The sequence below is a fragment of the Enterococcus cecorum DSM 20682 = ATCC 43198 genome, from assembly GCF_000407565.1.
In the GTDB taxonomy this organism is placed as follows: domain Bacteria; phylum Bacillota; class Bacilli; order Lactobacillales; family Enterococcaceae; genus Enterococcus_E; species Enterococcus_E cecorum.
Genome location: NZ_ASWI01000004.1, coordinates 808,202 through 832,431, shown reverse-complemented (window position 1 = coordinate 832,431; position 24,230 = coordinate 808,202). Strand labels below are relative to the sequence as shown.

Sequence of the window (24,230 nt, the reverse complement as noted above, 5' to 3'; positions counted from 1 at the left end):
CCACACATCATCTAGCGTAGGTACTGCTTCATTCGTGCTTAATTGCGCCATCTTTTCCAAAACAGCCTGATCTTGATTTTGAAATACTGCTTCTGATAATGGTTCTAACCCATTTTCTTTAGCAATGGTCGCTTTTGTTCTTTTCTTTTGTTTGTAAGGACGATATAAGTCTTCAAGTTTTTGTAAAACATTAGCAGCTAATATTTCTGCGCGCAATTCTTCTGTTAGTTTTCCTTGATTTGAAATATTTTCAATGATTTCTTCTTTACGTTTTTGTAGATTTTCTAAATATTGATAGCGGTCTTGAATATTTTTGATTTGCACCTCATCTAGACTGCCCGTTTTTTCTTTTCGATAGCGTGCAATAAAAGGAATTGTTGCACCATCAGCCAATAGATTTAAAACAGCTTCAATCTGTACCTTAGTAATTGGTGCAAGTTCTGTCACTAATTGTTGAATAATAAATTGCTCCATTTTTATACTCCTTTAATATCGTTTTAAATAAAAAGAGTGAACCACAAAACTGTGCTCACTCTTGAAAGGATTAGCAAGCGCAAATTAATTGCCAGTGACTGCAAAATAATTGCCTTCTAAATCGACAAAATTAAAGATATAACGATTTTCATCTAGTTGCATTAATTGTCCGACTTCCACCTGATTTTCTTGCATCTTTTGATATAATTTTACAATATCTTCTGCAAAAAACATAATTTGCGGTGCATTTGTATTCACTTGATGCGCATGTTCTTCCACAAATTGGCGATCATACAAACTGAAGGTCAATGGACTACCCTTGCAAGGCGTAATTTCAGCAACTAAACTGCCATCCATTTCTTCAATTGTCAAAATCTCAAAGCCAACTGACTGCCAAAAATCTGCAGCCTTTTTCACATCAGAAACATACAAAACAAATTGTGCTTGATTGGTAAACATTATTACTCTCCTTGTTGTCTGTCACTTTCAAACTCAGAATTAAATTCAAGGTTGATACCAGGTTCATCAGTGATAATTTCTGTTACTTCATAAGTTAAACGTCGTAAAACATCAAATATTGGTTCAACTAATTCTTCAGATTCCTCATGCGATAAATCATCAGGAGACGTAATTTTACGATCTTTAATATGATTAACCTGACGAATTTGACCTGAAATTTTAAATGAACCTAGCACAAGTTTATATTGCACTTGAGCACCTAATAGCGTATTATTTTCTGTAAATTCTGGGTTGTTAGCTGCTAGTGGAACAAAAGCAACTTGGATTTGTGTTTGTTCCCCTTCTTCTACATTATTATCAAAGTGGTAAGCATCCACAATCGGTAATTCTCTCATAATTTCCATTTTGATTCCTCATTTCTGATTTTTTAAGTAAGTCAGTGCCTCATTAAAGGTAGCAACAGGCACAATCTTCATCTTTGTATGAATTTGTTTCGCTACTTTTTTGGCGATTTTTTCATTGTCATCTTCTTTTTGTTGATCTTTTGGTACGAAGAAAAGTTCAACACCAGCCTTATCAGCACTCACTATTTTTTTATCTATACCACCAATTTGGCCAACATTGCCGAGTTCATCCATCGTACCAGTTCCGGCGATTTTTTGACCATGGCGAATATTTTCTTTGGTTAATTGTTCATAAATTTCGAGCGTAAACATTAAACCTGCAGAAGGTCCACCAAACCCTTCTGCATCAAATGCGACTTTTTGACTTGTTTTCAAATCAATATCACTACCAATAATAATTCCTAACTTCGCTTGATTTTGGTCATCTTTCATTAACGTGATGTCCATAGTTAATGTTTTATTTCCTCTTTTAACAGTTAGTTTTAGTTGATTGCCAGGTTTTTCGTTCTTTAAAAATTGAAATAAAGTAAGACTGTTCTCAAGTTTTTGACCATTAACATGAGTGATGATATCGCCCACTTTTAGTTGTTTTTTTGCCTTTGAGCCATCCACGAAATCTAAGACGTATAACCCCTTAAATTGAATCGTTGCTTTTTCGTTGGCAGCTTTAAAGGCATTATATACCGCCATTTGTTGGGCATTCTCAAAATAATAGTTTTGTAAAAAATCATAGCTTTCTTGATTCGTTGAGCCACCCAGCACTTGTTCATAAGATAAAACATCCCAGTATGGTTCAAAATGTGATCTGAGTAATTGATAGCAGCTCGCTTGTTGGAAAGTCACATAAGTCAGTGAAAATGAACCTTTTTCTTTATCTTTATGATTATTAATTTTGACTAGCGTACTCAAATCTACAATACCACCGGGTTTTTCCACATAACGATTGACAGGATAAAAGAAGAAAGCTAACAAAAGAATTAGAAAAACGAGTATACTGACAATCTTTTTCAATCTTTTAGCTTTCATTTTGTTTCCTCCGAATCGCCTCATCAATATTTTTAGGTAAATAATCAGAGACATCGCCACCAAAATAAACGACTTCTTTAATTAAACTAGAGCTGATATGGGTGTACTTAGACTTTGCTAAAAAGAAAACTGTTTCAATTGTATCATCCAGATGATAGTTCATTTCCATGATTTCATGTTCGTATTCATAATCTTTCATATTACGAATGCCACGTACCAGATATTTTGCTCCTAATTCCTGAGCAATATTAACAGTTAAATCAGCCTGTTTAGCAATAACTCGTACGTTTGGAAGATAGGCGCATGCTTCACGAATTAAGTCAACCTTTTCTTCGATTGTAAAAAAAGATTGTTTTGAAGTATTCGTAAATATACCTACAATCACTTCATCAAATAAATGACTCGCCCTTTCAATTGTATCCAGGTGTCCTAATGTTAATGGATCAAAACTACCTGGAAACAAGGCAATTTTCTTAGTCATGATTATTGTCCATTTCAAAAATAGTTACTTTACAAATGCCATAACTTTGTTTACGAACTTGTTTTAGTTGACCAATTTCATCGGCTAATTCAACCTGATGATCCGTTTCGCAAACGATGATGGCATCCTTGCTTAAAAGCGTATATTCTTGAAGCCTTTCTAATTGTTTTTCAATTTCTTGTTTTGCATAAGGTGGATCTAAAAAAACATAATCAAATTGAAGTCCTTCTTGTCTAAAACGTTCAATCGCTTTATTGGCATCAGCTTTAATCACCGAAAATAATTCTGTTTCTTTCGTGAGAGCAATATTTTCTTTAATAATTTTGATTGCTGAAAAATTTCGATCCACACAATAAGCATGTGAACACCCTCGAGAGATTGCCTCAATCGCTAATGCACCACTGCCAGAAAATAAATCTAAAACGACGCCCCCTTCAAAGTATGGTCCAATCATATTAAACATGGATTCTTTTACTTTGTCGGTAGTTGGTCGAGTATTATCACCACTCAAACTTTTTAATCTTCTTGAGCGGTATTTTCCAGAAATAACTCGCATAACTCCCCCTAAAACACCTCATCTGCTAAACGAATGGTTGTATTTAACTCTTCTACTTCATAACCATCGTCATCGACTTGATACGCTTTTTGGGTACCAATTCGTTCGGCAAAATTCATTTCAATATCCGGACGATAAGAAGGTTCAACATGACGTACAAAATGTAGCTTCTCAATTCTTTTTATCACTTCTTCTACCTTCTCTTCGTTTACATAAAGACAAACATATTTCGATTTTTTAGAAATATAATGAACTAACCCAAAACGTTTTAAGCTTTTTAATTGTCTAAGTGAGTAAACCCAGACAATAATCCCCCGTCTTTTGGTTATTTCAAATGCTGATTCATTTTCAGACATGACAACTTCCTCCACACCCATGATGATTTTGACGAATAAAAAAAGGATTTCCTGCGTCAACTTTAATATCATTAGAAATAACTGTACTCATTTCAAGACAAATTTCATCTAATATTCCTTGCAAAGCTGTTTCAGACTGACGATAAGCAATCATTTGAGGTTGCATATCCATCTTGCGCTTGGCACGTTGTAATTCTCGACGGATTTGTTTATATTCTGGCAAATAAGTACCAAAACGTTCCACTTCTTCAAAGTGATTTTTTTTATGCTGAAATTCAAGAATATCCTTTTGTAAATCGTTATCTTGATTTAAGGCATCTTGTGCTTTGATATATTGCTGAAAGGTATCAGAATGTACAATATTAGCGAGCAATTCATCGACTTTTTCATCTAATGCGATTAATTCCTCATTAATAATCACACAAAATTCCCCCTTTACTTTATCATTCATCCAGTATTAAGACTAACATATCTTGTTTATGAAATGCAATACTTAATACTTTTGACTGATTATTTATTAATTTGTTATGTAAGATAGGATTGGTTTGTAATTGCATAGCGACATCCATACAATCAATACTTGGTGCCAAAAAGATACCGCGAACATTTTCCGATTGAAGTGAATCTGTTAAATGTTTCATCTCATCCGTTGTAAACGTAAAAAATGGCTCCGTTCTTTGTGTGCGTATCTCTTTTAACTGAAGTATCCTTGCAGTACTTAATATTTTTTCAGGACTTTGCTCAAACTGTGCTAATGCTTCATTGGCAACACTCGCTGACTCAGAATCATCTATTTGATATTTCTTTTCATCAAGACGACTGAATAAAGTCAAGAAATAATTCGCTTTTTGAACACTTAACGCTTCCCAATTTGCTAGTCGATTTTCATTATCATAAGTTTCATACTGACCTTTTATAAGTTGGTAAGGAGCTACTTTTAACAGATAATGTGCGTCTAGGTATCGAATAGCAAACAATTTCCCAGTAATTGGATGAAAATAGCAGATAGCATAGACTTGATTATTGTAGCTAATAAAGGGCCGATAATTCATATCTTCTTCTGATAATTCGAATTGGTATTCTTTATCTTGCATTTTAATGGACAAAGAACTAGAGATGACAGCTTGCGATATTAAGTCTTCTAAGTCCATCCCCAAATGAAAATGATTTCCTACTTTCCCTTTGTTACCGAAGACTGTTAATTCTTGAATTTTACCATTATGATTCGTTAATAAATCAAAATTTTGATGTTGATTGGCAAATAAATATTCAGTATACCCATAGCCTGTATCAACATTTTGTAATTCTTTTGGTAATTTTTCACGTATTGTGTTAATATCTTGACCAATCATCTGAGCATAAATATCAGCTGCAATGTTTTCAGCATTTTGTTGCGGCCTAGGCTGTTTGAGTTTAATTGTATTGGATTGAGAGTTTATTTCCGTCTTAATCGGATAAAAAATCGGCTGCAAATATACAGCAAGAAGGACTGAAATAAAAATAATCATAAATGATAATTTACGATATTTCATTTCAATCCCTCCCGTTTCATTCTATTTTAATTCGATAAGCAAATCACCTGATTGAATGATTTCACCAGGTTGAACATATAAATGATCGACTACCCCATCAAAACGTGCTTCAATGGCTGTTTCCATTTTCATCGCTTCAGTAATCATCAAGACATCGCCTTTTTTCACATGATCGCCTTTTTTCACTAATACTTGTAATACAGAGCCAGACATTGTCGCACCATATTGATTTTTATCTGTTGGTTCAGCTTTTTTACGATGAACAATGGTACTTTGAATAGATTTATCATTTACCACAATTTCACGTCTTTGACCATTTAAGTTAAAGAACAAAATACGATTGCCTTCTTCGTCTGCTTCACCAATTTCATCTAACCGAATAATTAATACTTTTCCTTTTTCGATTTCAACATTAATTTTTTCGCCTAAACGCATACCATAAAAGAAGGTTGGTGTATCTAATAGCTTGACTTCACCAAATTGATCATAGGCTTTACAGTAATCTAAAAAGACCTGTGGATACATCAAGTAACTCAAAACTTGTTCGTCTTTAGGAGTAAAGCCAACTTTTTCAGCTAATTCATTACGTACCTTTTCAAAATCAACAGCAGGTGCTAACTGGCCGGGACGCACAGTTATAGCTGGACGGCCTTTCAAAATAATTTTTTGTAGTTTTTCAGGGAAACCGCCAACTGGTTGTCCAAGCTGTCCTTCAAAGAAAGAAACCACTGAATCAGGGAAACTTAAAGTATCGCCTTTTTCGTAAAGATCCTCTTCAGTTAATTGATTTTGAACCATAAATAAGGCCATATCCCCTACCACTTTAGAAGAAGGTGTCACTTTCACAATGTCCCCAAACATCATGTTCACTTTACGATACATTTGCTTGACTTCATCCCATTTATCACTTAGGCCAACCGCTTTTGCTTGTTGTTGTAAATTAGAATATTGCCCACCAGGCATTTCATGTAAATAGACTTCAGTTTGAGGCGCGTTCATGCCATTTTCAAAACTTTGATAATATGGGCGCACATCTTCCCAATAATGATTCAATGCTTGGGCTTTTTGAATATCCATTTGTGGTGCGCGTTTATCCCCTAATAAAGCATAGTATAGACTTGACATGCTTGGTTGACTCGTATGGGCACTCATTGCAGAAATAGCCACATCGACAATATCTACACCTGCTTGAATTGCTTTTTCATAAGTCATAATCGCATTACCGGAAGTATCATGCGTATGAAGATGAATTGGCACATCCACAGTATCCTTCAATTCAGAAATTAAACGATAAGCAGCTTGTGGTTTTAATAAGCCTGCCATATCTTTAATCGCGATAATATGCGCACCTAAACTTTCCAAATCTTTAGCCATTTGTTTATAGTAATGTATATCATATTTACTACGAAGCGGATCATTAATATCACCTGTGTAACAAATCGCCGCTTCAGCAATTTTACCAGTATCTAAGACTGCTTGAATACTTGGTTCCATTTGAGCAGTCCAATTCAAACTATCAAAAATACGGAATACATCAATACCCTGCTTGGCTGACTCTTTAATAAAAGCTTGAATTACATTATCAGGATAATTCGAATATCCCACCGCATTGGATCCTCTAAATAACATTTGCATCAAAGTATTCGGCATTTGTTGACGAATTTTACGTAATCTTTCCCACGGATCTTCATTCAAGAATCGATACGCCACATCAAAAGTTGCCCCTCCCCACATTTCACTTGAGAACAACTGTGGAATGGCTAGTTGCGTTTGAGCTGCAATTTTTTCAATATCATGTGTTCGGACTCGAGTAGCTAGTAAACTTTGATGCGCATCACGGAAAGTCGTATCTGTTAAAAGTACAGACTGTTGTTGCTGAACCCATTTGGAAACAGCTTTTGGTCCTTCTTTATCTAAAATATCTTTCGCTGTGACAATTTTTTGATTCGATCTTTCTATTTTGTTTGGTACACGAGGCACTTCAAAGAATGGTTTTTCTTTTTTATCAATTCCAGGGAAGCCGTTAATCGTAATTTCACCAATATATTTCATGGTTTTATTTCCACGATCTCGCGTACTAGAAAACTCAAATAAACTTGGTGTGTTGTCAATAAAGGTAGTCTTGGCATTTCCTGATTGGAAGACTTCATTATGAATGACATTTTGCATAAATGGGATGTTTGTCTTTACCCCACGAATTCTAAACTCTTTTAAGCAACGTTGCATCTTTTGAACTGCTGCTTGGAAAGTTGCACCATGCGTACAAACTTTTACTAATAAAGAGTCAAAATAAGGAGTAACAACGGCGCCAGCATAAGCATTACCTACATCTAAGCGGACACCAAAGCCACCAGGTGAACGATAGGTATCGATTTTACCAGTATCAGGCATGAAATTATTCAATGGATCTTCGGTTGTAATGCGACATTGAATTGCTGCGCCTTTAAGATAAATATTTTCTTGATGTGGAATATGAATATCTTTATGTAAATCTTTACCTTGAGCGATTAAAAGTTGACTAGTCACAATGTCAATATCTGTAATTAATTCAGTAATCGTATGTTCTACTTGTACACGTGGATTCACTTCAATAAAGTAGAAATCATCGCCACTAACTAAAAACTCTACAGTTCCAGCATTAACATATCCGACATGTTTCATTAATTGAACAGCCGCACCACAGATTTTTTCACGTAATTCAGTTGATAATGATACACAAGGTGCAACTTCAACTACTTTCTGATGACGTCTTTGTACTGAGCAATCACGTTCAAATAAATGTACAACATTGCCATGCATATCACCTAAAATCTGCACTTCAATATGTTTTGGATCAGCAATATATTTTTCTACATAGACTTCATCACTACCAAATGCAGCTTTAGCTTCACTCTTTGCACGGTTGTAGCCTTCTAAAGCTTGAGCATCATCAAAGGCTACACGCATCCCACGACCACCACCGCCAAGAGCGGCTTTAATCATAATTGGATAACCATAATCTTTTGCAAAATCAAGCACTTCATCTACTGAGTCTACTGGACCGTCACTTCCTGGAATAGATTGAATCCCTGCTTTCACGGCCGCTTCTTTTGCTTTAATCTTATCACCAAAAATATCTAGATGTTCAAGTTTTGGTCCGATGAATGTCAGGCCTTCTTCTTGACAACGTTTTGCAAACTGTAAATTTTCAGATAAAAATCCATAACCTGGGTGAATCGCATCTGCACCAGCTTCTTTGGCGACTTGAATGATTCCTTCAATATCCAAATACGCTTCAATTGGCTTTTTACCTTCACCGATTAAGTAGGCTTCATCTGCTTTAAAACGGTGAACAGAATATTCATCTTCAGCTGCATAAATACCGACTGTTGCAATTCCTAATTCCGCACATGCACGAAAAACACGTATTGCGATTTCACCACGATTTGCGACTAATACTTTTTTCATCGAACCACTCCTTAAATTTATTTATTCAATACAACATCAATTTTTTCTTCTTTTCATCAGCACTTATATTTAAAACTAAACCAACGCAGGCTGATAAAACAATCAAACTGGAACCACCTTGACTAAAGAATGGAAAAGTAATCCCTGTTAATGGAATCAAACCAGTAATTCCACCTAAATTGATGAAGATTTGAATCAAAAATAATGAACCGACGCCTAAACAAATCATTGAATTAAAAGCATCATTTGAACGAATACCAATTAAAATAATTCGTCCAACTAAAAACAACAATAAACCTAAAATGAAAATAGCACCAATTAATCCTAATTCTTCTACAACAATCGCAAAAATAAAGTCTGTTGAAGCAGCAAAACTCAGGAAGCCTTTCTTCTGAATACTATTACCTAAACCTAAACCAAATAATCGACCATTAAACATTGCATAATAGCCATTTACCAATTGATGACCGTTGCCAAATTCATCTTTAAATGGATTTAGGAATACTGCGAAACGAGAGGCAACGTGAGAAGGTAAAAAACTACCATTAGTGATACGAATAATAAACATCGTAAGGATACTAAATGCAAAAGTGCCAAACGCTATGATATAACCATAAAGATAATTGATCCCACTAATCATCAACATTACGATTAGCAGTAAGGCAATAATCGCTGCGTTCCCAAAATCGGGATATAATGCTAGAATTCCCATAGACAACGTACAAAGCCCTACAGGAACTTTTACAGCATCAACCATCTTATCAGGTATCAATACTTGTCGATCTGAAATTTGTGCAGCCAACATCCAAATCATCACAAACTTCCAAAACTCAACTGGCTGAATCGTTCCCAGTCCAGGAATTTGAATCCAACCATGGGCACCATTAACAGTTTTAAAAGCAAACGCAATCACCATCAAACCTAGTACAAGTGCGACAAATATCCGCACAAACTTCAAATTTTTCATCATGCTAAGCTTCATTTTATATAAGATACCCATTAAAATAATACTTAAAAATAAAAAGATAGCTTGCTTGACCATATCGGTTATGGGATTTTTCCCTTGTGATATAAGTGAGTATGATGATGCACTATATACCATCATCAAACCAATAACGTTCAAAATTAAATAGGGAATTAAAATACTATAATCTAATAAATGTCTTTTCTTAACTTTCTTTGACAATGGATCATCCTTGGGTCGCCCCATTTCCTTTCTAATTACATAAACTATGAATAAAAAAGGGAATAACTCACAAAGCTATTTCGTTATCCCCCCATTATATTTAACTACTTTAAAGTTATATCTTCATCTTTTTGTTCTGCAACATGCTGTTCTTTATAAACTTCTTGATACAATAAATCTAAGTTTTTTTCTAAGTCACTTAAAATTTGTTGACCTTCTGTACTATCTAAAATACCTAACTGAATCGCATAAGCAACTTGTCGTGATAAACCATACATTTGTGTATCCACCACTTCTTCAAAAGCTTTACAATGTGCGACACATAAACTATTCTTTTGATTTGCTATTAAGCGGCGAATGCGTTGGGCTTCATTTTGTAATAACTCTACAGCATGTTCTCTAGAAACCTCTTTCATCTTACTCACTCCAATTTTGTCATGGTATGTTTTATTATAGCACAATTTTTAAGTAAAAAAACAGCTTGAATCAATTTTGTAGAGAATCTTTAAACTAATGGGCTAAATAAATAAGCATGTACTAATTGCTCCGTCGCTTGTACAGATTCAATGTGGGTACGTTCATAGGCATGACTAGATTCAATTCCTGCTCCGAATAAGGCGTGTTTAACTTCGGCACCAGCTGAAAGCGCCGCAGATGCATCACTGGCATAATACGGATAGATATCAAGCTTATAATCAATCGCATTTTCTTTACATAATTGTACTAAATGTTGACGGAAAGCAAAATGATACGGACCTGAACCATCTTTCACACAAATAGAAACACTATATTCATCTGTCTGTTGATCATCGCCCATCGCCCCCATGTCCACTGCTAAATATTCAACCACTTCACTTGGAATATTGCTGTTCATGCCATGTCCGACTTCTTCAAATGTACTAAAAGCGAAATGTGTAGTAAAAGGCAGTGTTAAACCATCTTCTTTGATTTGACGCAATTGGTTCATTAAAATAGCTGCAGAAACTTTATCATCTAAATGACGACTCTTAATAAATCCTAAATCAGTAACTTGTGTGCGGGCATCAAAAGAAATAAAATCTCCTACTTCGATACCTAATTGACGGACATCTTCTTCATTAAAGACTTTCGCATCCAAGCGTACTTCCATATTCTCTTGGTTTCTTTCAGCTGTACGTGCATCCTTATACACATGAACACTAGTTTGGTGCATTAAAATCGTACCTGAAATCGTTCGCTCGCTTCCGGAAAGGTGAACCAAACAGTTTTCACCTTCAATGGATGAATAACCAAAACCACCGATTAAATCAATTTTTAAACGTCCATTTGGTTTGATGGCACGCACCATGGCCCCAAGTGTATCTACATGGGCTGTGACAAATCGTTGTTGCTTATCATTTTCACCCTTCACTGTAACTAATAAACCACCTTTAGCAGTGATTTGTGGCTTATAACCAAATGATTGCAGCGTTTCATTTACATATTGAATCACTTTTTGTGTATAGCCTGTTGGTGATGGAATTGCTGTTAATTTTTGGATATATTCGACTGTTTGCATCTCAGTCAGTCCTTTCTAGTAATTACTATTATAATAAAAGGCGAAAACCTATTGATTAGTTCTCGCCTTAAAATTAACTACGCTTGTTCAGCCATTTTACGTTTTTTAGCGGCTTTTTCACGTTCATTTTTATTTAAGATTTGTTTACGTAGACGAATACTTTCAGGTGTCACTTCACAATATTCATCATCATTTAAAAATTCTAATGATTCTTCAAGCGTTAGAATTTTTGGCTTTTTAATAACTGCGGTTTGGTCTTTTGTAGCAGAACGGACATTGGTCATTTGTTTTGCTTTAGTGATATTTACGGTCAAATCATTATCGCGTGAATTTTCACCAACAATCATCCCTTCATAAACTTCAGTCCCTGGTTCAACAAAGACAGTCCCACGCTCTTCAATACTCATAATTGAATAAGTCGTTGCCTTGCCTGTATCAATAGAAACTAAAGCGCCATGGTGACGGCCACCAATTTGGCCTTGAATCATTGGTAGATACTGATCAAAGGTGTGGTGCATAATACCATAACCTCGAGTCATAGATAAGAATTCTGTAGTATAACCAATCAAACCACGAGCAGGTGCTAAGAAGATAATACGAACTTGACCATTTCCAGTATTAATCATATCTTGCATTTCAGCTTTACGCATACCTAATGACTCGATAACTGCACCCATATATTCTTCTGGTGTATCAATTTGGACACGCTCAAACGGTTCACACTTCACACCATCAATTTCGCGCTCGATAACTTCTGGACGAGACACTTGCAATTCGTAACCTTCACGACGCATATTTTCAATTAAGATGGATAAGTGTAATTCCCCACGACCTGAAACAATCCATGAATCCGGACCAATTGGATCAACTCGTAAAGATACATCGGTTTGTAATTGTGCCATCAAACGTTCTTCAATTTTACGTGCAGTGACAAATTTACCTTCACGTCCCGCAAATGGTGAATTATTCACTAGGAAAGTCATTTGTAAAGTAGGCTCATCAATATGTAAAATTGGTAAAGCTTCTTGATGATCAGCAGGGGTTACAGTTTCACCAACGAAGATATCTTCCATACCAGATACGGCAATTAAATCTCCCGCCTTCGCTTCTTCAATTTCTAAACGTTTTAAGCCAAAGAAACCAAAAATCTTCGTCACGCGGAATTTCTTCACATCGCCATCTAGTTTCATTAAAGCAACTTGGTCTCCTACACGAATCGTACCACGGAAGACACGTCCGATACCAATACGGCCAACATATTCATTATAATCTAACAATGATACTTGGAATTGCAAAGGTTCATCAGAATTATCAATTGGCGCAGGAATATGCTCTAAAATCGTATCGAAAACGGGCGCCATGGTTTTTTCTTGGTCTGCTGGGTCACTAGATAGACTAGAGGTACCATTTAATGCAGAAGTATAAACAACTGGGAAATCCAATTGATCATCATCGGCACCTAACTCGATAAATAATTCTAATACTTCATCTACTACATGTTCAGGACGAGCAGATGGCTTATCAATTTTATTGACAACTACAATTGGCGTTACTTTTTGTTCTAAAGCTTTTTTCAATACAAAACGAGTTTGTGGCATGGTTCCTTCATACGCATCGACAACTAAAAGTACCCCATCTACCATTTTCATGATACGTTCTACTTCTCCACCAAAGTCGGCGTGTCCAGGAGTATCCATGATATTGATTTTGGTACCGTTATATTCTACAGCAGTGTTTTTCGCTAAAATGGTAATTCCGCGTTCTTTTTCTAAAGCATTTGAGTCCATCGCACGTTCTTGTAATTGTGTACGTGCATCTAATGTATGTGACTGTTTTAATAATTCATCTACCAAAGTGGTTTTACCATGGTCGACGTGGGCAATAATCGCGATATTACGAATATCTTCTCTATAATTCAATTTAATGACTCCTTTAATATTTAATTGACTTCACTCAAAATGAAATTATACCAAAAAATTTTCAGAAAAAAAAGCAAAACACTCGATTTTTCATGATACTTTATGCATGACCGATACGTTCTAATATTTCTTGATATGCTTTTGGTGTAGCCGCAATCATTAATTCTCTGCCATTTAAAGACAATGATTTACCCGAAATCGTTCTCACTTTCATTCCTAACGCTTCAAGAATGATTTGTCCAGCGGCGTAATCCCATGGTTGTAGATTTGAAATATAGGCTACGCGATTTCCTAAAGCGATATCCATCATTTCTAAACCTGCACATCCTGTCATACGTATCCCTAATGCGCGTTGACTTAATTCATGTGATTTCAGCATATTTTCACGAAAAATCTTACTATTAAAACTAATCAATCCATCTTCTAAACTCAAATCCTTTTGCATTTGCCAAGGTTGGTCATCATAGAAAACACCAATCTCAGGACCACCCCATAATAAATGATTGCCCATTACTTCATAAATAAAACCACAGCGGCCCATTTTTTCTTCATATAGTCCAAGCAAAATACAAAAATCTTTTTGCTGCAAGACCATATTATTCGTTCCATCGATTGGATCAATGACTGCAACTTTACCACTAAAATCCGATAATTCAGTTAAGCCATTTTCTTCAGCTAAAAATTTTAGGTTAGGAATTAATACGTTTAAAGATGACATCAAATAATTTTGAACCAGCTTATCAATATTTGTTACTAAATCACTTCGACTAGACTTAGTGCTTACTACCACATCTTGTTGTGCCAACTCTTCTTTCACTAATTCTCCAGCTTGATGCAACAAATGAATAATTTCTCGATATATCTTTTCCATTGTCAAACCTCACATCTTAATCCGTTTATTTTGACTTGCTTTTGCTTGTTTTACAGCATGGTAAAGCGAATAACCCGATAATTCTTCAAACTCTCGACCCAATTTACGCTCTTCACCAATACTTTTGACAACTGATTTAAAAGACTGATAGCTATCTAAAAAAGCTTGGCGATCCATGCCTTGTTCATAAACTTTTTCTAAATCAGCCCAAAAATTTACGACTAAAATCATTTCTTCTGTAGACCAGTTCAAATCTAAAGGATATTGATAATTCTCCATCTTTTTCCTCCTCATCCTTACTTTACTATTATATACAGGTTATCCGTTCGCTTGCAACTGAAAAAAGACCAAGACACTGGAAGTATCTTGATCTTAAACATTTAAGGTGCAAAACCATAAAATAACATCACATGAACAATCAATCCGAAATAGCCGATCCCTACCACGGTAATAATATAGCTAATGGTTAAGATGATCTGTAAAGCAAGATGGAGTCGCTGCCTAATCCAAATAAGCAAACGATAAGCAGCCAATACGACGAGCGGTATATAAAAGACAAACCACGAAACAATCACAATATTATAAAACTGCTCGAAAATTGGTATTCTTGAAACAGTACTCGGTTGCGATAATTGAAAACAGAAAAATAACAACGACAAGATAAAGATAATTTCTGTAACAACCCCATAAATGATACCGGCTTTAACGAATTTAGTTTTTCGGCATATCAGATAGATAAGTGCGACATACATAAATGCAAATACTAAAGCATACCAACGATAAATGAGAAATAATTTCAAAAATTGCATAATCCTCCCACCTTTCAACTCAATTATAGCAAAAATAAAAATCGATGAAAACAAAAAAGAGCCCCAACCACTTGTGATTGAGTCTCTTTAAATTTATCTTTAATGATTTTAGATATGAATTGGTAAGCCTAATGCTAATTCGGCAGTATCCATTACAATTTCACCCAATGATGGATGTGGATGGATAGTTAATGCGATATCTTCAGCATTCATACCAGATTCAACAGCTAATGATAATTCAGAAATCATATCAGAAGCGCCAACCCCAGCAACTTGTGCACCGACAATCACATTATCTTCCACTGTAGTTACTAAACGAACAAATCCTTCAGTCTTACCTAAAGAAATCGCACGTCCATTACCTGATAATGGGAATTTGTATGATTTAGCATTTAAGCCAGCTTCTTTCGCTTCAGCAATTGTCATTCCGACTGTAGCTAATTCAGGGTCAGTAAAGGCAACAGCTGGCATAGCTTTATAGTCAACAGCAACTTTCTTACCTGAAATCGCTTCGGCAGCAATCTTAGCTTCATAGCTAGCTTTGTGAGCCAAGGCAGCACCAGGAACGATATCACCAATCGCGTAGATGTTCTTCACATTTGTACGTCCTTGCGCATCTACTGGAATTAAACCACGTTCACCAATTTCAACACCAGCTTGTTCTAATCCCATATCATCAGTGTTAGGGCGACGACCAACTGTAACCATGACATAATCAGCCACAACAGATTGTTCTTTACCGTCAACTTCATATTTCACAGTTACGCTATCACCATTATCAATAGCTTCTTTTGCCATAGCTTTAGTAATAACAGTAATACCTTTTTTCTTAAAGTCATCTTCTACTAATTTCACCATATCTTTTTCAAATGTAGGTAAAATTTGTGGAGAACCTTCTAAAATTGTTACTTCAGCACCAAGGTTTGCATAAGCGCCACCTAATTCAGCACCGATTACCCCACCACCGATAATAACAAATTTCTTAGGCACTTCTTTTAATGCAAGACCGCCAGTAGAATCTAAAATACGGCCGCCAAACTTGAAGCCTTTAATTTCAATTGGACGAGAACCAGTTGCAATAATGGCATTATTAAATGAATAAGTTTGCGCTGAATCACCATTGATTACACGTAAGGTATGATCGTCTACAAAGAACGCAGAACCCGTAATGACTTCAACTTTATTTTTCTTTAATAAGAATGACACACCTGTTGTCAATTTTTTAACAACGCCATTGTCTTTCCAATCTTGTGTTTTAGCAAAATCTAAAGTAACTCCATCTGTATTCACACCAAACATTTGTGAATCTAGAGCTTCTTGATAGTGATGTCCTGCTGCAATCAATGCTTTAGAAGGAATACATCCAACGTTTAAACAAACACCACCAATGTATTCACGTTCAATTACAGCAACTTTTTGACCTAATTGAGCCGCACGAATCGCAGCCACATATCCACCAGGGCCAGCTCCAATTACGACTGTATCTAATTCAATAGCAAAATCTCCTACTACCATCGATTAATCATCCTTCCATTAATAATAATTCTGGATCAGCTAATAAGCGTTTGATATTATTCATCGCTTGTTGTGCAGTAGCGCCGTCAACAATACGGTGGTCAAAACTTAATGATAGTTTCATCACGCGACCAATAGCTAATTCACCTTCTGCATTTACGATAGGTTGTTGAGAAATTGTACCTACACCTAAGATAGCAACTTCTGGATAGTTGATAACTGGTGTGAACCAACCACCACCAACTGAACCGATGTTACTAATTGTGATAGAACCATTACGCATATCTTCTGCAGATAATTTTCCTTCATGAGCTAATTTTGCTTTAGCGTTGATTTCATCTGCAATTGCAAATAAACCTTTACGATCTGCATCTTTTACGTTAGGTACATATAATCCGTGATCAGTATCAGTTGCAATACCGATGTTGTAGTAGTGTTTATACACGATTTCTTGTGTTGCATCATCAATAGAAGCATTCAAGATTGGGTATTTCTTCACTGTAGTTGTCAAAGCCTTAACAATATATGGCAAGAATGTTAATTTAGTACCATTTGCTGCAGCCACTTCTTTGAATTTCTTACGTTGATCCCAAAGTTTAGATACTTCCACTTCATCATGTAATGTAACATGAGGTGCAGTATGTTTACTATTAACCATCGCTTTAGAAATAGCTTTACGTGTAGCAGACATTTTTTCACGAGTTTCTAATTCACCTAAGTTTGAAGTGAATGGTTTCTTAGCTTCTGGAGCTTTAGCAGGAGCAGCAGCTGTTTTAGCAGGAGCAGCAACTTCTGATGTTGAAGCAACTGGTGTAGCGGCTTGACTTGGTGCGCCACCAGCTAAGAATTGATCGATATCTTCTTTCACCACACGGCCACCTTTACCTGTTGGTGTTACCAAGGTAATATCAACATCTTTTTCACGTGCATATTGACGCACAGATGGCATTGCTAAAACGCGTTTATTAGGATTTGAAGCTGTTACAACCGTTGCAGCGCTTGGACTAGCAGCAGGAGCAGCTTCTTGAGCTGGTGCACTAGCTGGTGCAGCGGCAGGACCATTATGACCTGGTGCATCAATTTCAACCAAGACATCGCCAACTGTAGCAACAGTACCTTCTGAAACTAAAATATTTTTAACTACACCTGTTACAGGAGATGGGATTTCTTCTACTGATTTATCATTTTGTACTTCTAATAAAGTATCGTCTTCATTGATAGTATCGCCAACTTTAACGAACCATTTTACGATTTCGCCTTCAGCAATTCCTTCACCGATATCTGGTAATTTGAATTGGAAATATCCGCCTGCTGCAGCAGGAGCAGCTTCTTGAGCTGGTGCGCTAGCTGGTGCTGGTGCATCATTATCTTCATGACCTGGTGCATCAATTTCAACTAATACGTCACCTACGCTAGCAACAGTACCTTCTGAAACTAAAATATTTTTAACCACACCTGTAACTGGAGATGGAATTTCTTCTACTGATTTATCATTTTGTACTTCTAATAAAGTATCATCTTCATTGATTGTATCGCCAACTTTAACGAACCATTTTACGATTTCGCCTTCAGCAATCCCTTCACCAATATCTGGTAATTTAAATTGAAATGCCATTAAAATTCTTCCTTTCTTTAATAAGGGTAAGTATAAAGACCAGCTTTATACTTACCGTCTGAGATCAATTAGAAATTAACGATTTCTTTGACTTTTTCTTCAATATCTTTTGCGTTTGGTAACCAGATATTTTCAGCTTGACCGAATGGGAAGACTGTATCTGGTGCACTTACACGACCAATAGGAGCTTCTAATGAAAGAATTGCACGTTCCGCAATTTCTGAAGCAACCATAGCACCAACACCGGCTTGACGTTGTGCTTCTTGAACGATAACTACGCGACCTGTTTTTTCAACAGAAGCAATAATTGTTTCGATATCTAAAGGAGCAACTGTACGTAAGTCAATAATTTCAGCATCAATACCTTCTTTTGCTAAGTTATCAGCAGCTTTGATTGCTTCACGAACCATTGCACCGTAAGTAATAATAGAAACATCTTTACCTTCACGTGTCACTGCTGCTTTATCTAGAGGTACTTCATAAGCTTCATCTGGCACTTCTTCACGGAATGAACGATATAGTTTCATATGTTCCAAGAATACCACGGGGTCATTGCTACGAATTGAAGCAATTAATAACCCTTTTGCATCATATGGATTTGAAGGAATAACAACACGAATACCAGGAGATTGCGCGATTAAACCTTCTAAGTTATCTGAGTGTAATTCTGGCGTGTGAACCCCACCACCAAATGGAGAACGGATAGTCACTGGCATATTACGAGTGCCACCCATACGATAACGAGTACGAGCGATTTGCGCAACAACTTCATCCATTGCTTCGAATACGAAACCAAAGAATTGTAATTCAGGTACTGGACGATATCCTTCTAAAGCTAAACCAAAAGCCATACCAGCAATTCCTGATTCTGCTAATGGTGTATCAAATACGCGATCTTCACCAAATTTTTCTTGTAAGCCTTCAGTAGCACGGAATACTCCTCCGTTTTTACCTACGTCTTCACCAAAAACTAATACATTTTCATCATTTGCCAATTCTAGGGCTAAGGCGTCAGTAATCGCTTGAATCATTGTTTTTTGTGCCATAATTATTTCGACTCCTTCGCTTCGTAGATTTCAATTTGTTCTTTAATTAATTGTGGTTGAACTTCAAACATGTTCTTTAAGAATTCAGATACTTTTTGTTTTGGAACACGGTCAGCTTCAGCGATTGCGTTCTTAATATCTTCTTTCGCTTGTTCGATAACTGCTTCTTCTTTTTCTTCAGACCATAAGCCTTTAGCAGTTAAGAAATTACGGAAACGAATCAATGGGTCTTTTGCTTCCCATTCGCTATCCATTTCTTTAGAACGATAACGAGTTGGATCGTCACCTGATAATGTATGTGGACCATAACGGTATGTTAAAGTTTCAATTAATACAGGACCATTACCAGCTACTGACCAATCACGCGCTAATTTAGAAACAGCGTAAACTGCTAGTGGATCCATACCATCAACTTGAATACCAGGAATACCTGCAGCAACAGCTTTTTGAGCTAAAGTCATCGCACTTGATTGTTTGTCGCGAGGTGTAGAAATCGCAAAACCATTATTTTGAATGTAAAATACAGCATTTGCTTTATACGCACCTGCGATATTGATTGCTTCATAAAAGTCCCCTTGTGATGAACCGCCATCACCAGTATAAGTGAAGACCACATTTTTCTTATTACGTTTTTTAAGACCTAAAGCCACACCAGCAGCTTGCACATATTGCGCACCGATAATAATTTGTGGTGGTAAAGCTTTTAAGTCTTCTGGATATAGGTTACCAGCTACGTGTCCACGTGACCATAAGAAAGCTTCAGCTAAAGGTAAACCATGTTGTACTAATTGAGGTACATCACGGTAACCTGGTAATAATACATCTTCTTTTTCAAATGCAAAGTGACTTGCTAATTGACTTGCTTCTTGACCAGCTGTTGGTGCATAGAAACCGAGACGACCTTGACGATTTAAAGCAGTTGAACGTTGGTGTAACACACGAGACCATACCATTTGAGTCATTAATTCTACTAATTCATCATCACTTAATTCAGGCATCAAATCAGGATTAACAACGTTTCCATCTTTGTCTAGCACTTGATAAGTTGGAAAATCAGCATTTACTTTTTCTAACAAAGCTTCAAAGTCAATTGTTGTTTTCTTTGTCATCTAATCACACTTCCCTTTTATTACTTTTTAATTGTAACAGCTAAACTTTCTGTATTACTTATACAATCGTTTACATGTATAAGCTATCATTTTTCAAAAAGAAATACAAGTAATTTGCACTAAAATATTTTAAAAAATGTCTAGACCTATCAATCTTTTTAGTGAAATTAATCACTATTTGCAAACGTTTACGAAAACAGATGATATAAAAAAGCTTTCAAAATTAATGATTAGTACAGATAGTCTAACTGTTCAGCAATACACAATGATAGAAATTAAATCCTTTTAATTCATCAAAAATTAATTCATCTTTAAGAATCCAAGTATTGCTTGTTACAAATTCACGATATTTCAATAAGCTTTCACAAATTGTAATATAACAGAATTTTAAATAGATACAAAAAAATACAACAGAACTATTAAATAAATAGAACTGTTGTATTTTCCATTTTATATTGTGTCACCATTAAAGATTGAGTTTTTAACAATGACGTAATCCACTTTGCGAATCGCTTCTAAATCTTTTCCGCCTGCATAAGAAATAGATGATTGTAAGTCTTGTTGCATTTCAATTAATGTGTCTTTTAATGAACCTTTATGTTGAATCCAAATTTTCTTTCCTTCAACATTTTTACGTTCGCCCTTTTGGAATTCAGAAGCTGAACCAAAGTATTCTTTATAAACAATACCATTTTCTACTTTCGTTTCACCTGGAGATTCTTCATGACCAGCAAATAATGAACCAATCATCACCATTGCAGCACCAAAACGAACAGATTTAGCAATATCGCCATGGGTACGGATTCCCCCATCGGCAATAATTGGTTTACGAGCCGCCTTAGCACACCAACGTAGAGCTGCTAATTGCCAACCACCAGTACCAAATCCGGTTTTAATTTTCGTGATACAAACTTTACCTGGTCCGATTCCTACTTTTGTTGCATCCGCGCCAGCATTTTCTAACTCACGAACAGCTTCAGGCGTACCAACATTGCCGGCAATAACAAAAGAATCTGGCAAATGTTTTTTGATATGTTGAATCATGTTAATGACCGAGTTTGAGTGACCATGAGCAATATCAATCGTAATATAGTCAGGAATAAGCTTTTCTTTTGCCAAGGTTTCAATAAAAGTATACTCGCCTGGTTTAACCCCTACAGAAATAGAAGTAATCAGACCTTTTGCTTGCATTTTTTTAATAAATGGAATGCGTGCTTCTTCATCAAAGCGATGCATAATATAGAAATAGCCATTTTCTGCTAAAAACTCTGCAATATTATCATCAATAATAGTCTGCATATTCGCTGGAACGACTGGCATTCTAAAAGTATGTTTGCCTAGAGTCACGCTCGTATCACATTCTGAACGACTATTGACAATACACTTATTAGGTATTAATTGGATATCCTCATAATCAAAAACTTTCATTTCAAACATAGTATTTCATCCTCTCAGATAATGAAAATATTCGGTATGATTCACACACCAATAGCTAGTTTACCCATAAATACTAAGATATTGCAATCATTTTTATTGTTTTTTTAGACAAAAATAGCCGAATGTTCGGTTTTTAAACATTCGGCTATCTCTATATATTCTATGGTAGTATATTTCCAGCTGCCATATATAATTTATACCAATCTTCTTTAGATAATTGTACTTCACTCGCTTTGGCAATTTCTTCTAAACGAGAGGGTGTCATAGTACCAGCGATGACTTGCATATTCGCCGGATGGCTTAAAATCCAAGCACTCGCTAAACCAGTTGGCGTAATGCCGTATTTTTCCGCCATTTCATCCATTGCTTGATTTAACTCTGGGAATTTTTCATTACCGATAAAGACCCCTTCAAAGAATCCGTATTGGTAAGGTGACCAAGCCTGAATGGTCATCTCATGTAAACGAGAATAAAGTAAAATCCCACCATCATGATCATAACTACCTTTTGATGTCATATTAACTTGCAATTCTTGATCAATCATCTCAGTGTGTTTTAAACCAAATTGTAATTGGTTCGCTACAAGTGGTTGTTTGACCGCTTTTTTCAAAAATTCGATGTGATTAGGATTTTGATTACTTACACCAAAGTAACGTACTTTACCTTCTTTATGTAATTGTTCGAAAGCTTCATTCACTTCAAACGGATCCATCCAAGTATCTGGACGATGTAATAATAATGAATCCAAATGATCTGTCTTTAAGCGTTGCAAACTTCCTTCAACAGCTTCAATGATATGTTTTTTAGAAAGGTCGAACATAACTCCTGGCACAATGCCGCATTTTGATTGAATAAATAAATTTTCTCGATTAATTGAAGTTTTTGCTAAAGATTCAGCAAAAATCGTTTCGCATTCACCTTTACCGTAAATATCTGCGTGATCGATAAATGTAATCCCATTTTCATAGGCAGTTTCGAGCACTTTAACGGGATCCTTTGCGCCATTTAATCGCATACAGCCCAAAACAACTGCAGATACTTCTTCATTTGTGGTTCCAAATTTCATTTTTTTCATCATAGACACCTCCAAATCAAAATTGTAAAGCAAGTTAACAAATATGTAAAGCGCTTTATTTTAACTGGTAAAAATTCACAAATGAAAAAGGCAGCACAGTGGCCACCTTAAACATTTATTTTAAAGCTTTAAATCCTATATCTTTGCGGTAAAAGAATTGTGACAAATCATACTGACTTAAATACGCATACGCTTTTTGTTGGGCATCAGCTAAATTTGTTCCCTGAGAAGTAACTAAAAATACGCGACCGCCACTTGAAACCAATTGCTCTTTCTTGGCTGTAACCCCTGCATAATACACTGTTTGCTCCTCAGTATTTTGCATTTCAGGTAATGCAATATTTTTTTCATAATCAGCTGGATACCCTGGAGCCGCAACTACTACGCCAAGTGTTGCAAAATCATACCAAGTTATATCTGGTTGGCGATTGTTTAATAAATCATCAATAATTTGTGCTAAACTTGTTTTTAATCGCGGTAAAACAACTTGAGTCTCAGGATCACCAAATCGAGCATTAAATTCGATGACTTTCGGACCTTCGTTAGTAGCAATCAACCCAGCATACAAGATACCAGTAAATGGCGTCTTGCGGTCAACCATGCCATCTGCTGCCTTTTGTACAATTTCTTTAATCGCTGTTTGGACCATGGATTCAGGAATCTGAGGAACAGGTGAATACGCGCCCATTCCACCCGTGTTTGGACCTTTATCCCCATCAAAAATCCGTTTATGATCTTGAGCAATGACCATTGGATAGACTTCATTTCCCTTTACAAAAGAAAGTAACGAAAATTCTTCACCGGATAAAAACTCTTCAACGACCACTTTAGCAGAACTGGCACCAAATTTGTGATCTAACAACATATCTTCTAATGCTTCAAGTGCTTCTTGTTCAGTCATCGCGACGACCACACCTTTACCAGCTGCCAGACCATCTGCTTTTATCACAATCGGCGCTCCATTTTCTAGAACATAGGATTTAGCAGCTTCAAAATCAGAAAATGTTTGATATTTAGCAGTTGGAATGTGATAATCACGCATTAATTGTTTCGCGAAATCTTTTGAACCCTCAATCATCGCCGCTTGTTGATTAGGACCGAAAATCTTTAGACCAGCTGCTTGAAAATCATCGACAATCCCATTTAATAAAGGAATTTCAGGTCCAACAAAAGTCCAGTCAATCTGATTTTCTTTGACGAACTGAATCAAAGCCGGATGATCATCTTCAGCAATATCAACAAGTTGAACCCCATCTTTTTGCATACCAGGATTTCCTTTTGCGCAAAAAACAGCATCCACTTGAGGATCTTCTAATAATTTACGACAAATCGCATGTTCGCGACCTCCGCTACCAATGACTAATAATTTCATCGCT

Annotated in this window: 23 protein-coding genes and 1 pseudogene; all 24 read right to left on the bottom strand. The window is 36.0% G+C overall.

Annotated features, from left to right (window positions below):
* Positions 1-92: 92 nt before the first annotated feature.
* Positions 93-474: pseudogene (locus I567_RS13135) on the bottom strand (Tex-like N-terminal domain-containing protein); the annotation flags it as partial.
* Between the two features lie 84 nt (positions 475-558).
* Positions 559-933, bottom strand: a complete 375-nt coding sequence (locus tag I567_RS10115; protein ID WP_016252127.1) for a VOC family protein — start codon at positions 931-933, stop codon at positions 559-561.
* Between the two features lie 2 nt (positions 934-935).
* Positions 936-1,337, bottom strand: a complete 402-nt coding sequence (locus tag I567_RS10110; protein ID WP_016252126.1) for a DUF1149 family protein — start codon at positions 1,335-1,337, stop codon at positions 936-938.
* A gap of 9 nt (positions 1,338-1,346) precedes the next feature.
* Positions 1,347-2,363: a SepM family pheromone-processing serine protease gene (locus I567_RS10105; RefSeq protein WP_016252125.1), complete on the bottom strand. Its 1,017-nt coding sequence runs from the start codon at positions 2,361-2,363 to the stop codon at positions 1,347-1,349.
* Positions 2,353-2,844 (bottom strand): pantetheine-phosphate adenylyltransferase, encoded by a 492-nt coding sequence (coaD, locus tag I567_RS10100; protein WP_016252124.1) that lies wholly within the window; start codon positions 2,842-2,844, stop codon positions 2,353-2,355. Before coaD ends, I567_RS10105 begins: the two co-directional genes overlap by 11 nt.
* Complete coding sequence (gene rsmD / locus I567_RS10095; protein WP_016252123.1) at positions 2,837-3,400, bottom strand: 16S rRNA (guanine(966)-N(2))-methyltransferase RsmD; 564 nt, start codon at positions 3,398-3,400, stop codon at positions 2,837-2,839. The genes coaD and rsmD overlap by 8 nt, the downstream gene beginning before the upstream one ends.
* Before the next feature lie 8 nt (positions 3,401-3,408).
* Positions 3,409-3,756, bottom strand: a complete 348-nt coding sequence (locus I567_RS10090) for a YlbG family protein (RefSeq protein ID WP_016252122.1) — start codon at positions 3,754-3,756, stop codon at positions 3,409-3,411.
* Positions 3,749-4,177, bottom strand: coding sequence for a YlbF family regulator (locus I567_RS10085; protein ID WP_016252121.1), 429 nt, complete (start codon positions 4,175-4,177; stop codon positions 3,749-3,751). The genes I567_RS10090 and I567_RS10085 overlap by 8 nt, the downstream gene beginning before the upstream one ends.
* A gap of 22 nt (positions 4,178-4,199) precedes the next feature.
* Positions 4,200-5,288, bottom strand: a complete 1,089-nt coding sequence (locus I567_RS10080; RefSeq protein ID WP_016252120.1) for a CAP-associated domain-containing protein — start codon at positions 5,286-5,288, stop codon at positions 4,200-4,202.
* A 21-nt stretch (positions 5,289-5,309) separates the two neighbouring features.
* Positions 5,310-8,735, bottom strand: a complete 3,426-nt coding sequence (locus I567_RS10075) for a pyruvate carboxylase (RefSeq protein ID WP_016252119.1) — start codon at positions 8,733-8,735, stop codon at positions 5,310-5,312.
* Positions 8,736-8,760: 25 nt separating this feature from the next.
* A complete protein-coding gene (locus I567_RS10070) occupies positions 8,761-9,921 on the bottom strand; it encodes an FtsW/RodA/SpoVE family cell cycle protein (protein WP_016252118.1) in 1,161 nt (386 codons plus the stop codon).
* Between the two features lie 104 nt (positions 9,922-10,025).
* Positions 10,026-10,337, bottom strand: a complete 312-nt coding sequence (locus I567_RS10065; protein WP_016252117.1) for a DUF1507 family protein — start codon at positions 10,335-10,337, stop codon at positions 10,026-10,028.
* 89 nt (positions 10,338-10,426) lie between these two features.
* The gene (locus I567_RS10060; protein ID WP_016252116.1) at positions 10,427-11,458 is read right to left on the bottom strand and encodes a M42 family metallopeptidase; all 1,032 of its coding nucleotides are present in this window, start codon (positions 11,456-11,458) and stop codon (positions 10,427-10,429) included.
* A 77-nt stretch (positions 11,459-11,535) separates the two neighbouring features.
* Complete coding sequence (typA, locus tag I567_RS10055) at positions 11,536-13,377, bottom strand: translational GTPase TypA (RefSeq protein ID WP_016252115.1); 1,842 nt, start codon at positions 13,375-13,377, stop codon at positions 11,536-11,538.
* Between the two features lie 100 nt (positions 13,378-13,477).
* Positions 13,478-14,248: an inositol monophosphatase family protein gene (locus I567_RS10050; RefSeq protein WP_016252114.1), complete on the bottom strand. Its 771-nt coding sequence runs from the start codon at positions 14,246-14,248 to the stop codon at positions 13,478-13,480.
* 9 nt (positions 14,249-14,257) lie between these two features.
* The gene (locus I567_RS10045) at positions 14,258-14,527 is read right to left on the bottom strand and encodes a UPF0223 family protein (protein ID WP_016252113.1); all 270 of its coding nucleotides are present in this window, start codon (positions 14,525-14,527) and stop codon (positions 14,258-14,260) included.
* Between the two features lie 101 nt (positions 14,528-14,628).
* Positions 14,629-15,057, bottom strand: coding sequence for a hypothetical protein (locus I567_RS10040; protein WP_016252112.1), 429 nt, complete (start codon positions 15,055-15,057; stop codon positions 14,629-14,631).
* Between the two features lie 108 nt (positions 15,058-15,165).
* The gene (gene lpdA / locus I567_RS10035; RefSeq protein WP_016252111.1) at positions 15,166-16,572 is read right to left on the bottom strand and encodes a dihydrolipoyl dehydrogenase; all 1,407 of its coding nucleotides are present in this window, start codon (positions 16,570-16,572) and stop codon (positions 15,166-15,168) included.
* A gap of 7 nt (positions 16,573-16,579) precedes the next feature.
* Positions 16,580-18,187, bottom strand: a complete 1,608-nt coding sequence (locus tag I567_RS10030; protein ID WP_016252110.1) for a dihydrolipoyllysine-residue acetyltransferase — start codon at positions 18,185-18,187, stop codon at positions 16,580-16,582.
* 68 nt (positions 18,188-18,255) lie between these two features.
* The gene (locus I567_RS10025) at positions 18,256-19,233 is read right to left on the bottom strand and encodes an alpha-ketoacid dehydrogenase subunit beta (RefSeq protein WP_016252109.1); all 978 of its coding nucleotides are present in this window, start codon (positions 19,231-19,233) and stop codon (positions 18,256-18,258) included.
* A gap of 2 nt (positions 19,234-19,235) precedes the next feature.
* Positions 19,236-20,342: a pyruvate dehydrogenase (acetyl-transferring) E1 component subunit alpha gene (pdhA, locus tag I567_RS10020; RefSeq protein ID WP_016252108.1), complete on the bottom strand. Its 1,107-nt coding sequence runs from the start codon at positions 20,340-20,342 to the stop codon at positions 19,236-19,238.
* 450 nt (positions 20,343-20,792) lie between these two features.
* Positions 20,793-21,770: a GMP reductase gene (gene guaC / locus I567_RS10015; RefSeq protein WP_026209961.1), complete on the bottom strand. Its 978-nt coding sequence runs from the start codon at positions 21,768-21,770 to the stop codon at positions 20,793-20,795.
* A gap of 169 nt (positions 21,771-21,939) precedes the next feature.
* Positions 21,940-22,854 carry an aldo/keto reductase gene (locus tag I567_RS10010; protein WP_018345351.1) on the bottom strand — a complete coding sequence of 305 codons (915 nt, stop codon included), beginning with the start codon at positions 22,852-22,854 and terminating at the stop codon, positions 21,940-21,942.
* Between the two features lie 115 nt (positions 22,855-22,969).
* Positions 22,970-24,226, bottom strand: coding sequence for a phosphoribosylamine--glycine ligase (gene purD / locus I567_RS10005; protein WP_016252105.1), 1,257 nt, complete (start codon positions 24,224-24,226; stop codon positions 22,970-22,972).
* Positions 24,227-24,230: the final 4 nt, after the last annotated feature.

Excerpts from the sequence above, each read along its gene's own strand:
- I567_RS10115 (WP_016252127.1), bottom strand. The coding sequence starts at position 933 with ATGTTTACCAATCAAGCACAATTTGTTTTGTATGTTTCTGATGTGAAA.
- I567_RS10110 (WP_016252126.1), bottom strand. The coding sequence starts at position 1,337 with ATGGAAATTATGAGAGAATTACCGATTGTGGATGCTTACCACTTTGAT.
- I567_RS10105 (WP_016252125.1), bottom strand. The coding sequence starts at position 2,363 with ATGAAAGCTAAAAGATTGAAAAAGATTGTCAGTATACTCGTTTTTCTA.
- coaD (WP_016252124.1), bottom strand. The coding sequence starts at position 2,844 with ATGACTAAGAAAATTGCCTTGTTTCCAGGTAGTTTTGATCCATTAACA.
- rsmD (WP_016252123.1), bottom strand. The coding sequence starts at position 3,400 with ATGCGAGTTATTTCTGGAAAATACCGCTCAAGAAGATTAAAAAGTTTG.
- I567_RS10090 (WP_016252122.1), bottom strand. The coding sequence starts at position 3,756 with ATGTCTGAAAATGAATCAGCATTTGAAATAACCAAAAGACGGGGGATT.
- I567_RS10080 (WP_016252120.1), bottom strand. The coding sequence starts at position 5,288 with ATGAAATATCGTAAATTATCATTTATGATTATTTTTATTTCAGTCCTT.
- I567_RS10075 (WP_016252119.1), bottom strand. The coding sequence starts at position 8,735 with ATGAAAAAAGTATTAGTCGCAAATCGTGGTGAAATCGCAATACGTGTT.
- I567_RS10065 (WP_016252117.1), bottom strand. The coding sequence starts at position 10,337 with ATGAAAGAGGTTTCTAGAGAACATGCTGTAGAGTTATTACAAAATGAA.
- I567_RS10060 (WP_016252116.1), bottom strand. The coding sequence starts at position 11,458 with ATGCAAACAGTCGAATATATCCAAAAATTAACAGCAATTCCATCACCA.
- I567_RS10050 (WP_016252114.1), bottom strand. The coding sequence starts at position 14,248 with ATGGAAAAGATATATCGAGAAATTATTCATTTGTTGCATCAAGCTGGA.
- I567_RS10045 (WP_016252113.1), bottom strand. The coding sequence starts at position 14,527 with ATGGAGAATTATCAATATCCTTTAGATTTGAACTGGTCTACAGAAGAA.
- I567_RS10040 (WP_016252112.1), bottom strand. The coding sequence starts at position 15,057 with ATGCAATTTTTGAAATTATTTCTCATTTATCGTTGGTATGCTTTAGTA.
- lpdA (WP_016252111.1), bottom strand. The coding sequence starts at position 16,572 with ATGGTAGTAGGAGATTTTGCTATTGAATTAGATACAGTCGTAATTGGA.
- I567_RS10030 (WP_016252110.1), bottom strand. The coding sequence starts at position 18,187 with ATGGCATTTCAATTTAAATTACCAGATATTGGTGAAGGGATTGCTGAA.
- I567_RS10025 (WP_016252109.1), bottom strand. The coding sequence starts at position 19,233 with ATGGCACAAAAAACAATGATTCAAGCGATTACTGACGCCTTAGCCCTA.
- pdhA (WP_016252108.1), bottom strand. The coding sequence starts at position 20,342 with ATGACAAAGAAAACAACAATTGACTTTGAAGCTTTGTTAGAAAAAGTA.
- guaC (WP_026209961.1), bottom strand. The coding sequence starts at position 21,770 with ATGAAAGTTTTTGATTATGAGGATATCCAATTAATACCTAATAAGTGT.
- I567_RS10010 (WP_018345351.1), bottom strand. The coding sequence starts at position 22,854 with ATGAAAAAAATGAAATTTGGAACCACAAATGAAGAAGTATCTGCAGTT.
- purD (WP_016252105.1), bottom strand. The coding sequence starts at position 24,226 with ATGAAATTATTAGTCATTGGTAGCGGAGGTCGCGAACATGCGATTTGT.